The organism is Maritimibacter alexandrii, from assembly GCF_005871115.1.
GTDB lineage: Bacteria > Pseudomonadota > Alphaproteobacteria > Rhodobacterales > Rhodobacteraceae > Maritimibacter > Maritimibacter alkaliphilus.
In genome coordinates, this window is record NZ_SWKQ01000014.1 from 130,018 (window position 1) to 145,326 (window position 15,309).

A 15,309-nucleotide genomic window follows, 5' to 3' on the forward strand; every position below is an offset into this window, starting at 1 on the left:
GGTCAAGGGCGGCACGCCCCCTGACCTCGTCAATTGGTCGTAGGCGCTGTCACGGATTCGCGACGCCCGAATGGACCGTCTTGTGAAAAAGTTGACGATTTTGGCGCAGTTTGCGCATACTACGGGCAACGACAACGCGGGGCAGACCGGATCAATCCGGCACGAGCGAGCAGGCGGACAGATGGCACAGCTTCCCGAAATCCGGTCGGAGGCGCGGTGATGCGGATCACCGCCGTCACCTGCGTGAAGAACGAAGGTCCGTTCCTGATCGAATGGATCGCCTTCAACCGCGTGATCGGGGTGACGGATCACCTGTTCTACTCGAACGATTGCGACGACGGCACCGATGCGATGCTGGATGCGCTGGCCGCGCGCGGGATCGTGGCGCACCTTCCGAACCCCGCCCAAGGGCGCAATTACCAGATGGAAGCCCTGAAACACGCCGCACGCCAGCCCGTCGTGACCGGGGCCGATTGGATCTGGATCGCGGATGTGGACGAGTTTCTGAACATCCATGTGGGCGATGGGACCATCCCGGAATTGATCGAGGCCTGCGGCGACCCCCATGCGATTTCTGTGACGTTTCAATTCATGGCGAACGGCGGGATCGAGACCTATGAGGATCGCCCGGTGATCGAACAGTTCACCTATACCCACAACCCCGACATCTGGTGCGACGAGCTGGCGCAAGAGGTCAAGACCCTGACGCGCCACGATTTTCCGGTGCAATACTTCGGCGCGCACCGTCCCTTTATGAAGGGCGGGATCAAGAAAGCGACGCGCCCGGGCTGGACCGATGGATCGGGTCGCGACGTGCCGTGGAAGTTCCGCACGGCGGCCAACAAGAACCGCAAACGCAAGTTCCCGGCCAAGGGGGCGCGGGCGTTCGCGACGCTTAATCACTACGCGCTTCGCTCGCTGGACAGTTACCTCGTCAAGAACGACCGGGGCGACGTGAACCGGGAAAACCGGGAATTCGACGACAGCTACTGGCGCGAACGCAACGATGCGGCGTGGGAGGAACGCTCGATCCTGCGCTATCTGCCGCGCCTCAAGGCCGAGATGGCCGCGCTGATGTCGGACCCCGAGATCGCCGATCTGCACGCCGCCGCCTGCGCCGCGCACCGGGCCAAGCGCGACAAGCTGATCGCGCAGCCCGGCTATCAGGACCTGCGCGCGCGTCTTCTGGCGGCCCCGCAGGAAAGCCCGGCGGAAATCGCGTTGATGGAGCTGATCGCGTGAGTGTGCCCAAGATCATCAACCTCGGGCTGCCCAAATCGGGCACCACGACGCTCGCCACCGCCTTTGCCGAGGCTGGGCTACGCGTCGCGGACTGGATGGCGCGGGACGAAAAGGGCGACAAGATGGGGTTCGTCGGTCGGCTCATGTATCTGGGCTATTTCGAGACCGGCGATCCCCTGTCCGCCATGCCAGATTTCGACGCCTATACCGAGATTTCCGTGGTCCGCCGGGGCCGGAACTTCTGGCCCCAGACCGACTGGGCGATCATCTCCGGCATCCGCGCGCATCATCCCGGCGCGAGGTTCCTGCTCTCGGCCCGCGACCCCGAGAAACATGCCGACAGCATCCGGCGCTGGTCGAACCTCGGCAAGACGCGGTTGCCCGCGAACCATGTGCCGGGGCTGCCGCAGTTCCACGGCCAGAATCCCGGCGAGATCGAACGCTGGATCGAAAGCCACATCAAGTTCTGCCGCCATGTCTTCGACGGGGCCGACGATTTTCTGGAGTTCGACATCGAAGACCCCGAGGCCGCCGACAAGATCGCCCGGTTCACCGGCGTCGATCTGCCGTGGTGGGGCAAGGCGAACGAGAACGAAAACCACAGGCCGCGCGACGAGGACGATGAAGACAGCGACCTCGAATCCGAGGACGGCGTGTCATGAGGATCGTCCTTCATATCGGCCTGCCGGTCTGCGGCGCGGACCGGCTTCAGTCGGTGCTCGACGACAAGCGCGGCGCGCTGGCCAAGGCGGGGGTGCACTATTCCGGTCTCGGGCGGCTCAACCACACCAAGCTCTACATGGCCGTCAGCGACCCCGGCCATATCGACCCGCTGCGCTTTGCCCGTGGCTTTGCCTCGTCCAGAACGCAGGAGGCGCTGCGCAATCGTGTGGCCGAAGACCTCGCCGCCGAGGTGAAGCGGGCGGCGCCGGATGTGCTGGTCCTGTCCGCGCTGCAACTGTCGACCCTGCCCAATGCAGGCGAATTGCGCCGTCTGCGCGCCCTGCTCGCCCCGCTGTCGGACGAGATCGAGGTGGTCGCCCATGTGGACGAACAGGCCCGGATGCTCGTGCGCCATTACGAGGCTGCGGTGCTGGACGGGCGGCGCGCGGATCTGGGTCAGGAACTGGGCCTGATCGGCACGCCCGACTGGCGCAAGGCCGCGCTGGCCGATTGGGGCAAGATCGACCCGATGCAGAACGGCTTTCCCGAGGTGCAGGCGGCGCCCCACTGGCTCGACCTGCCCGCGCTCACGTCGCATTGGGAGGGCGTTTTCGGCCCCGGCCGGATGCGGCTGCGCCCCTATGACGAAGACCTCTTCGCCTCGGACCGCGTGACCGAAGAACTCGCGGCCATGATCGGCGTCGACCTGCCGCTGGGCAAGGCGGACCCGGCCCCCGTGCCGCCACGGCCCTCGGCCGAAACCATCGCCAGAGGGCGCGCTTTGAACCTCGTCTTTGAAAAGCTGATGGCCAAGGGGCGGATCATCCCGCGCCAGCTTCAATCCCGGTTCATGGAAGAGGTGTCGATCGACGGATCACCCATCGGCGCCGGCGCGCTCGCCGCGCTGTCCGAACATTTCGCGCCGGCCAATGCCGCGCTGGCAGACGCCCGGCCCGAAATCGAAGCGGCCCTTCGCCCGGAGATGCCCGGCGAACCCTGGAGCGAGGCCGAGGTCACGCATGGCTTCCGCGCGACCCAATACGCCGCCGCTGCGCTGCCCCGGATCGACATGGTGACGGCCGAGTTGCGCCGCCGCCAGCAGGACGCGCAGAAGGCCCACATCAACGGCACCGAGATGTCGCAGCCCGACAAGTTGTCGGCCACCGCCGAGAAACTCATGTCGCCCCGCGCCAAGGAGAATTTCCACCATCTGCGCACGGGCCGCTTCGCCCCGCACAACCGGCTCGGCCGCGTGAACGAAGAAGAAATCGCGGCGGCGTTTACCGAGGTCGCCCCCCGCACCCTGCCCGAAGGCCGCTCCGGCAACGTCATCGTGGGCTGCATGAAAAACGAAGCGCCCTATATCCTCGAATGGGTCGCCTATCACCGTATGATCGGCGTCGACAACTTCCTGATCTACACCAACGACTGCACCGACGGGACCGACGCGCTTCTCGACCGGTTGCAGGAGATGGGCGTGCTCCAGCACCGCGACAATACCGGATGGAAGGGCAACTCCCCCCAGCAATACGCGCTGAACAAATCGCTCAAGGAACCGGTCATCAAGAACGCCGACTGGGTGATCCACATCGACGTGGACGAGTTCATCAACATCCGCTGCGGCAACGGGCGGCTGGAGGATTTCTTCGAACGCGTCCCCGACGCCACCAACGTCGCGATGACCTGGCGGCTGTTCGGCCACAACGGCGTGACGGAACTGAACCGCGATCTGGTGATCGAACAGTTCGACGACGCCGCCCCGAAATACTGCCCCAAGCCCCACACGGCCTGGGGGTTCAAGACGATGACCAAGAACATCGGGGCTTATGAGAAGTTTTCCTGCCACCGCCCCAACAAGCTGGACGAAACGCTGCGCGACCGGGTGCAGTGGGTGAACGGCTCCGGTCAGGTGATGACCGACAAGTACAAGGACAACGGCTGGCGCTCGGACCTCAAGACCATCGGCTACGACCTTTTGCAGCTCAATCACTACGCGCTCAGATCCGCCGAAAGCTTCCTCATCAAACGCCAGCGCGGGCGCGCGCTGCACGTCGACCGCTCCATCGGCATCAACTACTGGGTTCGGATGGACTGGGGCGGCAACCGGGATGTCACGATCAAGCGCAACGTGCCGCGTGTCCGGGCCGAGATGGAGCGGCTTCTGGCCGACCCCACGCTCAGGCGCATACATGACGAAGGATATGCCTGGCACCGCGCCAAGGCCGACGAATTGCACGAGACGCCGGAGTTTCAGGAGCTTTACGCGCAGGCTCTCGAAACCAAACTCACCGAGATGGAGCGTGTGGCCTTCGCCCTCGCTTTGGATATGGAAAGCTGAGGTGCCGCAAGAGCACCCCCCGACGAAAGCGGGAGAGACCGCAGTCAGATCAGGAGCAGTCACATGGCGCTTGCACAGGACCGGGCCTTTCAGATGAAGGTCAAACCCAAGACACCGACACCGATGCCGGAGGCGGAGGACGGCGGCGAGGACATGATCCGCTGCCGGGGCCTGAGGTTTCCCGACCGCCCCGAAATCCTCGCCCCCCGCCTGCGCCGTGCGCTGAGGCGCAACAACTACGAGCGGACCGAAGCGGATGCCGCCCGCAGTCAGGTCACCGCCGACGACGTGGTGCTGGAACTGGGCGGCGGCATCGGCTTCATGTCCTCGGTCATGGCCCGTAACTGCAAGGCAAGCCACGTCCACGTGTTCGAGCCGAACCCGGATGCCGTCGCCTATATGCGCGACGTCCACGCGCTGAACGGGATCACGAACGCGACCGTCATGAACGCCGTTGTCGGCCCGAAAAAGGGCAAGGCCACGTTCTACCAGCGCGAGAACCTTCTGACCTCGTCGCTTGAGGAAAACCCGGCGAAACTCGACGTGCCGGTGGTGGCCGAGCACGACATCGAGGTGCTGAACATCAACACGGTATGGAAGGATCTGAAGCCCACCGTTCTGGTCTGCGACATCGAAGGTGCCGAAGCGGACCTGTTCGACAAGGCGACGCTCTCCGGCATCCGTCTCGCCATCATCGAGGTGCATCCGCAGTGGATCGGGGAAACGGGCGTGCGCGCCGTGTTCGACGCGATGCACCGCAACGGGCTGACCTATTTCCCGAAAGCCTCGGTCGCCAAGGTTCTGGTCTTCAAGAAAGATTTCTGATGCGCTTCACCGCCGTCCTGACGGTCCGAAACGAAGCCGCGTTCCTGATCGAATGGGTCGCGCATCATCTGGGCATCGGGTTCACCGACCTCGTGGTGCTGTCCAACGACTGCGAAGACGGCACCGACACGATGCTCGACCGGCTGGCCGAGGTCGCCCCCGTCCACCATGTGCGCAACGACGGTCCGCACGAAGGCGGCATCCAGTTCGCCGCGCTGAAACTCGCCGACAAGCACCCCGCCGTCACCGGCGCCGACTGGCTCTGCGCGCTGGACGTGGATGAATTCGTCAACATCCACACCGGCGATCACACCCTCGCCGCCCTCCTCGCCGCCCTCCCGGACGCCGACGCGATCACGCTCACCTGGCGGCTCTTCGGCAATGGTGGCGTCGTGCGGTTCGAAGACCTGCCGATCACCGCCCAATTCACCCGCGCCGCCCCCGAAATCATGTACTGGCCGTGGCGGGCGAGCATGTTCAAGACGCTCTACCGTAACGACGGCGCTTACGCCAAACTCGGCGTCCACCGCCCCCGCGCCCCCGGCCCCAAGGCGGACACGGCGCGCTGGTTCGACGGCGAGGGCCGCGACCTGGGCCCGCGCTTTCGCAAGGGCCCGATTTTCTCGCCCTATGGCCGCCCGAACTACGGCCTCGTCCAATTGAACCACTACCCCTTGGGCGCGATGGAGAGCTACATCCTCAAACGCGACCGGGGCCGCGCGGTCCATGAGGGCGACGCGCTCGGCCTCGACTACTGGACCGAGCGCAACTGGGTCTCCGAAGACGACACCTCGATCCGCCAGTCCGACGCCCTGCGCGATGCGTGGCTCGACCGCCTCATGGGCGACGCGCGACTGGCCGAGTTGCACGCCGAGGCGGTGCTCTGGCGACGCCAACGGTTCGACGCCCTCATGCTCGAAGAACCGAACCGCGCCCTCATGGGCCGCCTGATGATGACCCCGCCAGCCCGCCCGCTTTCGATGGAGGCCGCGCGTTTCCTCATCACCTACGGCCAGCGCGACGCCCAACGGACCACCAACACCGCCTGATCTTCTCTGTTTCAAAAAACCTTCGGGGGTGGGACGTGTTTGCCCGCAAACACGTCCAAGGGGGCAGACAGCCCCCTTTCCGCCCTCGCCGCCCCGCACCACGCCCCGAGGTCCGCACCCCAAAGCGCGGCGAAGCCGCGCCCGCCGCGACCTGCGCAGCAGGGCGCAAAACCTCTGGCGAAGCCAGCGCCGACAGGCTAATCCCCCCGCATGACCCAGAGCCTGACGATCCGCCGCCCCGACGACTGGCACCTGCACCTGCGCGACGGCGCGATGCTCGCAGCCGTCCTGCCCGAAACCGCCCGCCATTTCGGCCGCGCCATCGTGATGCCCAACCTCGTGCCCCCCGTCGTGACCGGCAACGATGCCGCCGCCTACCGCGAGCGGATCATGGCCGCCCTACCCGCAGGCATGACCTTCGAGCCTCTGATGACGCTTTACATGACCGAAGACACCGATGCCGAGGACGTGCGCCGCGCCGCCGCCTCAGGCCTCGTCACGGCGGTCAAGCTTTATCCCGCTGGCGCGACCACCAATTCCGCCTCGGGCGTGCGTGATTTCGACAAGGTGCGCGGCGTGCTGGACGTGATGGCCGAGATCGGCCTGCCGCTTTGCGTCCACGGCGAAGTCACCGATGCCGAGATCGACATCTTCGACCGCGAAGCGGTGTTCATCGACCGCGTGCTCGACCCGATCCGCCGCGCCACCCCCGGTCTCAAGGTGGTGATGGAGCACATCACGACCGCGCAGGCCGCGCAATATGTACAGGCGGGGGACGACAGCCTCGCCGCAACGATCACCGTCCAGCACCTCATGCTCGACCGCAACGACATGCTGGTGGGCGGGATGCGCCCCCATTACTATTGCCTGCCGATCCTCAAACGCCGCGACCACCGCGTGGCGCTGGTGAAACTCGCCACTTCCGGCTGCTCCCGCACCTTCCTCGGCACTGACAGCGCGCCGCATCCGACCCACAGGAAAGAGGCCGAGTGCTGCGCGGCGGGCGCCTTCACCGCGCCGATCGCGCTGTCCTGCATTGCCGAAGTATTCGAAGCTCACGGCGCGCTCAATCGTTTCGAAGCCTTCGTCTCGCTCAACGGCCCCGCCTTCTACGGCCTGCCGGTATCGGACGATACGCTGACCCTCACCAAGGGCGATCCCCTTGATCTTCCGACCAAAATCACCGCTGGCCCCGACACCGTGACGGTGTTCGATCCGGGCCGGCCGCTGCATTGGTCCGTGGCATAACAGGAGCATCCGATGATCCCCACCTCGTTTCCCGACAAGGCCGAAATCGCCCGCCTGACCGCCCGGATGCTGCTGGAAATCGGCGCGGTGAACTTCCGCCCCGAGGATCCGTTCATCCTCGCCTCCGGGCTGCCCAGCCCGACCTATATCGACTGCCGCAAGCTGATCTCCTACCCGCGCATCCGCTCGACGCTGATGGATTTTCTCGCCGTCACGGTGATGCGCGATGCAGGCTTCGAGGCGTTCGACAACATCGCGGGCGGTGAGACCGCGGGCATCCCCTTCGCCGCGCTGGTGGCCGAACGCCTCGCCCTGCCGATGACCTATGTGCGCAAAAAGCCAAAAGGCTACGGCAGGAACGCCCGGATCGAAGGCGCGATGAGCGAGGGCGAGCGGGTGCTGCTGGTCGAAGACCTCACCACCGACGGCGGCTCGAAGCTGTCCTTCGTCGACGCGATCCGCGCAACCGGGGCCACCTGCGGCCACACGGCGGTCATTTTCTACTACGGCATCTTCCCCGACACGGAAAAGACGCTGGGCGATCACGGTGTGCAACTGCACCACCTGTGCACCTGGTGGGACGTTCTGGCCGAGGCCAAATCCTCCGGCAGCTTCGCACCCGAGACGCTGACCGAGGTCGAAGCCTTCCTGAACGCGCCGCGCGACTGGCAGGAGAAAAATAAGCGGGGATAGAACTGTGGATCGTTTCGTCGGGCTTGTGGACGACTCCGTGTTCGTCCGCTTACCGTGAAACAAGATATAGCTATCGCGGTGCGGCGTGCTACACTGGGCGGTATGCGGTCGGGCGATTTGGCCGGTGGTCGCGGATATGCACAGGGTTATCCGCAGACTTCTTAAGGCCTAGCCTCAAGAACCGCTCTTAAGCTATTCCCACTGAACGCTTTTGGGGGAAATCATGAATCAGGTGTCACCGTTCCGGCCGGGCGAGCCGGCGGACGGAAAAGACGATGCGACGGACAGCGTCCCGCACAATATCGAGGCCGAACAGCAGCTTCTCGGCGCGATTCTGACGAACAACGAGGTCTATGACCGCGTGGCGCAGATCGTGCGGCCCGAGCACTTCTACGAACCCGTGCATCGGCGCATCTACGACATCGCAGAACAGCGCATCTCGAAGAACGCGCTCGCCTCGCCGGTGACGATCAAGGCGTTCATGGAGGATGACGAGGGGCTCAAAGAACTGGGCGGCCCCGCCTATCTCGCGCGCCTCGCCGGTGCCGCGATCTCGTCCTTCGCCGCGCGCGACTATGCGCAGCTGATCTACGAAATGCACCAACGCCGCGAGCTGATCCGCCTCGGCGCTGACATCGCCGCGCGGGCGGTGCGGTTCGAGAAGGACAACGAGCCGGGCGAGCAGATCGTCGCCGCCGAACAGTCGCTTTATAAACTGGCCGAGACCGGCAAGACCTCATCCGGGTTCGTCAGCTTCCTGTCCGCCGTCACCGATGCGGTGCAGGTCGCCAACGCCGCCTACCAGCGCGACGGGGGCCTTGCGGGTATCTCGACGGGCCTCACCGACATGGACAAGAAGCTGGGCGGGCTGCACCCCTCGGACCTTCTGATCCTCGCCGGCCGTCCGTCGATGGGGAAAACCTCGCTCGCCACCAACATCGCGTTCAACATCGCCAAGGCCTATAAGAAGGGCAAGAAACCGGACGGGTCCGAAGGCGCGGTGTCCGGCGGCGTCGTGGGCTTCTACTCCCTCGAAATGAGCGCCGAACAACTTGCCGCGCGTATTCTGTCCGAGGCCTCCGAAGTGCCGTCCGAACAGATCCGGCGGGGGGACATGACCGAGGCCGAGTTCCGGCGCTTCGTCGATGCCGCCAAGGCACTCGAAAGCTGCCCTCTCTACATCGACGACACGCCCGCCCTCCCCATCGCACAATTGGCCGCCCGTGCCCGGCGCCTGAAACGCGAGCACGGGCTCGACGTGCTGATGGTCGACTACCTCCAGCTTGTGCGCGGCACCGCCGAGAACCGGGTGAACGAGATCGCGGAAATCTCGATGGGCCTCAAGGCCATCGCCAAAGAACTCAATATCCCGGTCATCGCGCTGTCTCAGCTGTCGCGTCAGGTCGAAAGCCGCGACGACAAGCGTCCGCAGCTTTCAGACCTTCGCGAATCCGGCTCGATCGAGCAGGACGCCGACGTCGTCATGTTCGTGTTCCGCGAGGAATATTATGCCGAACGCGAAAAACCCTCTGACGACCGGCTCGACGAAATGGCCGCCTGGCAGGAACGGATGGAGCGTCTGCACGGCAAGGCCGAGGTCATCATCGGCAAGCAGCGCCACGGCCCGATCGGCACGGTCGAGCTGAGCTTCGAGGGCCGCTTCACCCGCTTCGGCAACCTCGTGCAGCCGTGGCAACAGGGCGGCGGCGGGCCGGACGGCTACTAAGCCCATGTCGCCCCTCGCCATTGGGGTCTTCGTCCTCGGACTTCTCATCGGCGCACTCGTGCTGCGGGTGCGCCGTTCGCGTCGCCCGGCCGTCTTGGTCGACGGATCGAACGTCATGTATTGGCGCGGCGAGACGCCGGACATCCGCACCGTTCGGCAGGTCGTCAAGCGGCTCGAAGCGGACGGGTTTCGCCCCGGCGTGATGTTCGATGCCAACGCAGGCTATCTGCTGTTCGGGCACTACACGCTTGATCGCGCCTTCGCCAAGCATCTGAATTTGCCTGAGAAACGTGTGATGGTGGTTCCGAAAGGCACGCAGGCCGACGGTCATTTGCTGCGCGCGGCCGCCGATATGAACGCCCGGATCGTGACGAACGACCGGTTCCGCGATTGGGGCGACCGCTATCCCCTCGTCACCGAAAAGGGCCGGCTCATCCGGGGCGGTTACCGGGGCAACCGGCTGCATCTCAAGACCTGAAGCCTCTGCCTCAGGGCGCTATCCGGAAGTAGTCGCTGACCATGGAATAATCCTTCCGCGGGCCGGTGACCTCCCACGTCGCGCGCCAGTCGGGCCAGAGGGTGAAGTCATAGGCCACGCGGTAATCGTCCGGGTCGCACCAATGCTGCGCGACCGGGGCCTGATCGGGTCCGATCCGGTGAAAGAAGCGCCCGTCCTCGAAGTAGACTTCGATCCCCCGGTCGCCCTGCCGCCACAGATAGGTGCGGGTCGCGGCGAACGGCGTGCCGCCCTTGAAGGTCAGTTCGCCCACTTCGCGGCAGGTCAGCCCTTCGCCGTCCGGCGCGAAGGTCACGACGCCCTCGAACCGGCCCGCCCTGCCCGCCATCCGGTCGTCGATCCGGCGCGCCACGCGCCAGCGGCCCTCGAAGTCGAAAAGCGTAGCCATGCTCACCTTGCCCCTTCCGGAACGTCAGTCTATGACGCGCGCGACCCGCCCACAAACCGAAAGGCCGCCCCATGATCCCGCGTTATGCCCGCAAAGAAATGACCGACATCTGGGAGCCGGCCACCAAGTTCAAAATCTGGTACGAGATCGAGGCCCACGCCTGCGACGCGCAAGCCGACCTTGGCGTGATCCCGCGTGAAAACGCAGATGCGGTCTGGAAGGCCAAGGACGTGGATTTCGACGTGGCCCGGATCGACGAGATCGAAGCGGTGACGAAGCATGACGTGATCGCGTTCCTCACCCATCTGGCCGAGCATGTCGGGTCGGACGAGGCGCGCTTCGTCCATCAGGGGATGACGTCTTCGGACGTGCTCGATACCTGCCTCAACGTCCAGCTCGTGCGCGCCGCCGACATCCTGATCGAGGATGTGGAAAAGGTGCTCGCCGCGCTGAAAAAGCGCGCGATGGAGCACAAGATGACCGTCCGCGTCGGTCGCAGCCATGGCATCCATGCCGAGCCGACCACGATGGGCCTGACCTTCGCGCGCTTCTACGCCGAGTTCGACCGCAACCTCGCCCGTCTGAAAGCGGCGCGCGCCGAGGTCGCCACCGGCGCGATTTCCGGCGCGGTCGGCACCTTCGCCAACATCGACCCGGCGGTGGAAGAACACGTTTGCGAAAAGCTGGGCCTCAGCCCCGAACCGATCTCGACGCAGGTGATCCCGCGCGACCGTCACGCCATGTTCTTCGCCACGCTGGGCGTCATCGCCAGTTCCATCGAGAATGTCGCGATCGAGATTCGCCACATGCAGCGCACCGAGGTGCTGGAGGGGGCCGAGTTCTTCTCGATGGGCCAGAAGGGCTCGTCGGCCATGCCGCACAAGAAAAACCCGGTCCTGACCGAGAACCTCACGGGCCTCGCCCGGCTCGTGCGGATGACCGTGATCCCGGCGATGGAGAACGTGGCGCTCTGGCATGAGCGCGACATCTCCCACTCCTCCGTCGAACGCGGCATCGGCCCGGACGCCACCGTAACGCTCGACTTCGCGCTGAACCGTTTGGCGGGCGTGGTCGACAAGATGATTATCTATCCCGAGAACATGCTTGAAAACATGAACAAATTCCCGGGTCTGGTGATGTCGCAGCGCGTGCTTCTGGCGCTGACCCAAGCCGGTGTCAGCCGCGAGGACGCCTATTCCATGGTTCAGCGCAACGCGCTCAAGGTCTGGGAAGAACGCCTCGATTTCCAAGAGCTTCTGCTGGCCGATGACGAGGTCGTGGCGGCACTTGGCGAGGACGGCATCCGCGCCAAATTCGACATGGATTACCACACCAAGCACGTCGACACGATCTTCGCCCGCGTCTTCGGCGCATGATCGCGGGCGCGTGAAGTCGGGCGGCGAAAAACCGTGATACCCTCCTGTCAGTCGAACAGGAGATCATTCATGAACGCCAAAGCCTTTTTCGCCGCCGCCTGCCTTGCCCTCTTGCCCGTCACGGGCTTCGCCATGTGCGCGGGCCACGAGGAAACCGCCTCGTCCTGCATGGAAGGCTATTCCTGGGACGCCGAAAAGGGCGCCTGCGTCGAAGTCGTTTCCGGCTGATCGAACACTGTTTGCGCACCGCGTCGCCCGCATGGCTGCGCGGTGTTTCCTCGCGTCCACCCCACCCCGGAGTCCAGCCATGAAAGCCAAGACCCTGCTCGCGTCCGCCATCCTCGCCTTTCTTCCCCTTGCCGCCATCGCGCAGGAAAGCCGGTCCTGCGAAGAGGCTCATGCCAATTGCAAGGAAGGCACGATCTACGACGCGGAAACCAAGGCCTGCGTCATCGTTTCCAGCTAGTCGGACCTGTGACACCATCGTGACCGGGCTTGCGCGCGGCGCATGTTAGGCTCGTGTCACGGGATTATTTTTTCGGAGTTAGACATGCGTACCACATTCCTCGCGGCCGCCCTTGCCCTGCCCGCCGCGGCCTTCGCCGCCGGGTCGGACAACGACAGCACGCCGACCACGACCGAAACCACCACCCAATGTTCCGAAGGCATGGTGTGGGATGCGAACCTCGGCCAGTGCGTCGCCCCCAAGGAAAGCTCGCTCACCGATGATGCGCTTTACGAGGCCGTGCGCGAGCTGGCCTATGCCGGGCGCTACGCCGACACGCTGCACGTGCTCGCCGCCATGTCCGACCAGTCTGACGACCGGGTTCTGACCTATCGCGGTTTCGTCGCCCGGAACATGGGCGATCTCGAAGGGGGCGAGGCGTTCTATCGCGCCGCCATCGAAGCCAACCCCGACAACCTGCTCGCCCGGTCCTACATGGGTCAGGGCTATGTCGTGGAAGGTCGCGTGGACGAGGCCTATGCACAGCTCGTCGAAATCCGCGCGCGGGGCGGCGAAGGCTCCTGGCCCGCACGGGCGCTGGAGACGGCGATCCGCACGGGTGTGACCACCAACTACTGATCCGGCGGAACCAACCGTTAACACCTTGACCCTATGGTTTCCGGGGAACCGGGGAAGAGGTGAGACGTGTCGACGGAGATGGCCCTTTCGGATTTCGGCATGGACCCCATGCCGCTGCGCCGCCTGACCAAGCGTCAGAAGGCGGCCGTCATCGTGCGGCTCCTGCTCGCCGAAGGGATCGAACTGAAACTCGCCGACCTGCCGGAAGAATTGCAGACCGAACTGGCGCAGCAGATGTCGTCGATGCGCTTCATCGACCGGGTGACGCTGAAGTCGGTGGTCGACGAATTCGTCGAGGAAATCGAAAGCGTCGGCCTGTCTTTTCCCGGTGGGCTCGAAGGGGCGCTGAACGTGCTCGACGGCACGATCAGCCCCGCGACCGTCGCGCGCATCCGCAAGGCCAAGGGGTTCAACTTCACGGGCGACCCTTGGGAAACCATCGCCGGGCTGGACCCTTCCCGCCTTCTCCCCGTTCTCGAAGAGGAAAGCGTCGAGGTGGGCGCGGTGCTCCTGTCCAAGCTCAAGGTCTCGACCGCCGCCGACCTGCTCGGGCGCCTGCCCGGCCCGCGCGCGCGCAAGCTGGCCTATGCCATATCGCTGACCGGATCGGTCGAACCCGCCGTGGTCGACCGGATCGGGCGCGCCATCGCCGAACAACTCGACGCCCAGCCGCTCAAGGCGTTCAGCGACGGGCCGGTCGAACGGGTCGGCGCGATCCTGAACTTCTCGCCCGCCGCCACCCGCGACGATGTGCTCGAAGGGCTGGATGCCGAGGATCAGGCATTCGCGGAAGAAGTGCGCAAGGCGATCTTCACCTTCGCCAACATTCCCGACCGGATCGACGCGCGCGACGTCCCCAAGATCACGCGCGACGTGGACCCCGCCGTTCTCATCACCGCGCTCGCCGGTGCGATGGGCGGCCCGTTGGCGCCCGCGGCGGAATTCATCCTCGGCGCCATGTCGAAACGCATGGCGGATCAGTTGCGCGAAGAGATCGCCAATGTGGGCAAGGTGAAACCGAAGGAGGCGGAGGAGGCGATGGGCACCATCGTCTCGACGATCCGGGAACTGGAGGCGGCCGGCGAGGTTCTGCTGCTGGCGGGCGACGACGACTGACCCGGAACGCCGCGCGCCATGCCGCCGGTAAGCAATGCCCGAGATTGATGGACGCGCCCCCACAACGGCCTTATGCCCGGTGGGACCAAACTGCGACCGGACCCTTCCCTTGACCGTCACACCCGCGATGCAGCCCGCCAGCCAACCCGGCAAGGGCATCCTGCTTTATATGGCCGCCTTCTTCTTCATGTCGACGATGGAGCTGATGGCGAAGCTGCTCACGCAGGATCTGCACGTCGCACAGGCGGTCTGGGCGCGCTATGCGGGCCAGACCGTGATCGTCGTCGTCTGGCTGTTCCCGCAACTGGGTCAGGTGGTGCGCACCCGCTATCCCGGCCTGCAATTCGCCCGGTCCGTGCTGCTTCTGATCGGGACCGCCGTGTTTTTCACCGCGCTCACCTATCTCGGGCTGGCCGAGGCATCGGCGGTCATGAACATCAACCCCGTGCTCATCACCGTGGGCGGCGCGATCTTTCTGGGCGAGACCTTCGGGGTGAAACGCGCCTTCGGGGTCGGCGCGGCGCTGATCGGCGCGCTCATCGTGATCCGGCCGGGCACGGACGTCTTTTCGCCCGCGACCCTTCTGCCGCTGATCTCGGCCTCCTGCTACGCCGGGTTCATCCTGCTCACCCGTAAGGTGGGCCATGACGAAGACCCGCGCACATCGCTCCTGTACGCGGCCCTTCTCGGGGCGATCATCACGTCCATCGTCGTGCCGTTCTACTGGCAGACCCCGGATTTGCGGCAGGTCGGCCTTATGTGCGCCATCGGCATCCTCGGCGCGTTGGGCCAATTCCTGATGATCCAGTCGGTACGATACGCCGAGGCCAGCGCCATCGCGCCGTTTTCCTACATCGCCCTGCTCGTCGCCGCCTTCTGGGGCTATGTCGCGTTCGGCGACGTTCCCGACCTCGCCACATGGATCGGGGGTGGCATCATCGTGGCCTCGGGCATCTACATCTGGCACCGCGAGCGGTCCGGCGTCGTCCCGATCCGCTGAGACGCCCCGTTGCCAATCCCCGCCCCCGGGCATAGAGCGACGCC

General features: G+C 65.2%; 16 protein-coding genes. 15 read left to right on the forward strand and 1 reads right to left on the reverse strand.

The annotated features are described in order from the left end of the window. Window positions 1-219: 219 nt before the first annotated feature. The 9 genes from FCT00_RS17285 to FCT00_RS17325 all read left to right on the forward strand — a co-directional run bounded on the left by FCT00_RS17285 (window position 220) and on the right by FCT00_RS17325 (window position 10,262). Window positions 220-1,242, forward strand: coding sequence for a glycosyltransferase family 2 protein (locus tag FCT00_RS17285; protein ID WP_138424015.1), 1,023 nt, complete (start codon window positions 220-222; stop codon window positions 1,240-1,242). Further along, on the forward strand, window positions 1,239-1,904 hold the full coding sequence (locus tag FCT00_RS17290) for a sulfotransferase (RefSeq protein ID WP_138424016.1): 666 nt from the start codon (window positions 1,239-1,241) through the stop codon (window positions 1,902-1,904). The genes FCT00_RS17285 and FCT00_RS17290 overlap by 4 nt, the downstream gene beginning before the upstream one ends. Further along, entirely contained in the window at window positions 1,901-4,243 is a 2,343-nt protein-coding gene (locus FCT00_RS17295) for a glycosyltransferase family 2 protein (RefSeq protein WP_138424017.1), read from the forward strand. Before FCT00_RS17290 ends, FCT00_RS17295 begins: the two co-directional genes overlap by 4 nt. Before the next feature lie 63 nt (window positions 4,244-4,306). Further along, window positions 4,307-5,068 (forward strand): FkbM family methyltransferase, encoded by a 762-nt coding sequence (locus FCT00_RS17300; protein ID WP_235889155.1) that lies wholly within the window; start codon window positions 4,307-4,309, stop codon window positions 5,066-5,068. Beyond that, window positions 5,068-6,117 carry a glycosyltransferase family 2 protein gene (locus tag FCT00_RS17305; RefSeq protein WP_138424018.1) on the forward strand — a complete coding sequence of 350 codons (1,050 nt, stop codon included), beginning with the start codon at window positions 5,068-5,070 and terminating at the stop codon, window positions 6,115-6,117. Before FCT00_RS17300 ends, FCT00_RS17305 begins: the two co-directional genes overlap by 1 nt. A gap of 210 nt (window positions 6,118-6,327) precedes the next feature. After that, window positions 6,328-7,365 (forward strand): dihydroorotase, encoded by a 1,038-nt coding sequence (gene pyrC / locus FCT00_RS17310; RefSeq protein ID WP_138424019.1) that lies wholly within the window; start codon window positions 6,328-6,330, stop codon window positions 7,363-7,365. Window positions 7,366-7,377: 12 nt separating this feature from the next. Beyond that, window positions 7,378-8,058: an orotate phosphoribosyltransferase gene (locus tag FCT00_RS17315; RefSeq protein ID WP_138424020.1), complete on the forward strand. Its 681-nt coding sequence runs from the start codon at window positions 7,378-7,380 to the stop codon at window positions 8,056-8,058. A gap of 223 nt (window positions 8,059-8,281) precedes the next feature. Then, on the forward strand, window positions 8,282-9,784 hold the full coding sequence (locus tag FCT00_RS17320) for a replicative DNA helicase (RefSeq protein WP_138424021.1): 1,503 nt from the start codon (window positions 8,282-8,284) through the stop codon (window positions 9,782-9,784). Window positions 9,785-9,788: 4 nt separating this feature from the next. After that, window positions 9,789-10,262: an NYN domain-containing protein gene (locus tag FCT00_RS17325; RefSeq protein WP_138424022.1), complete on the forward strand. Its 474-nt coding sequence runs from the start codon at window positions 9,789-9,791 to the stop codon at window positions 10,260-10,262. Window positions 10,263-10,272: 10 nt separating this feature from the next. Here FCT00_RS17325 and FCT00_RS17330 read toward each other — a convergent pair whose 3' ends face one another. Then, on the reverse strand, window positions 10,273-10,689 hold the full coding sequence (locus FCT00_RS17330) for a DUF6314 family protein (protein ID WP_138424023.1): 417 nt from the start codon (window positions 10,687-10,689) through the stop codon (window positions 10,273-10,275). A 71-nt stretch (window positions 10,690-10,760) separates the two neighbouring features. Between FCT00_RS17330 and purB the strand changes: the two genes are divergently transcribed. The 6 genes from purB (at window position 10,761) to FCT00_RS17355 (ending at window position 15,265) form a co-directional block, all read left to right on the forward strand. Next, the gene (gene purB / locus FCT00_RS17335) at window positions 10,761-12,065 is read left to right on the forward strand and encodes an adenylosuccinate lyase (RefSeq protein WP_138424024.1); all 1,305 of its coding nucleotides are present in this window, start codon (window positions 10,761-10,763) and stop codon (window positions 12,063-12,065) included. Between the two features lie 69 nt (window positions 12,066-12,134). Beyond that, on the forward strand, window positions 12,135-12,293 hold the full coding sequence (locus FCT00_RS17340; RefSeq protein ID WP_138424025.1) for an adenylosuccinate lyase: 159 nt from the start codon (window positions 12,135-12,137) through the stop codon (window positions 12,291-12,293). 79 nt (window positions 12,294-12,372) lie between these two features. Then, the gene (locus tag FCT00_RS21525) at window positions 12,373-12,531 is read left to right on the forward strand and encodes a hypothetical protein (protein WP_171043030.1); all 159 of its coding nucleotides are present in this window, start codon (window positions 12,373-12,375) and stop codon (window positions 12,529-12,531) included. A gap of 84 nt (window positions 12,532-12,615) precedes the next feature. Further along, window positions 12,616-13,149 (forward strand): tetratricopeptide repeat protein, encoded by a 534-nt coding sequence (locus FCT00_RS17345; protein WP_138424026.1) that lies wholly within the window; start codon window positions 12,616-12,618, stop codon window positions 13,147-13,149. A 66-nt stretch (window positions 13,150-13,215) separates the two neighbouring features. Continuing rightward, window positions 13,216-14,265 carry a flagellar motor switch protein FliG gene (locus FCT00_RS17350; RefSeq protein ID WP_235889158.1) on the forward strand — a complete coding sequence of 350 codons (1,050 nt, stop codon included), beginning with the start codon at window positions 13,216-13,218 and terminating at the stop codon, window positions 14,263-14,265. A gap of 109 nt (window positions 14,266-14,374) precedes the next feature. Beyond that, on the forward strand, window positions 14,375-15,265 hold the full coding sequence (locus FCT00_RS17355) for a DMT family transporter (RefSeq protein WP_235889160.1): 891 nt from the start codon (window positions 14,375-14,377) through the stop codon (window positions 15,263-15,265). Window positions 15,266-15,309 lie beyond the last annotated feature (44 nt).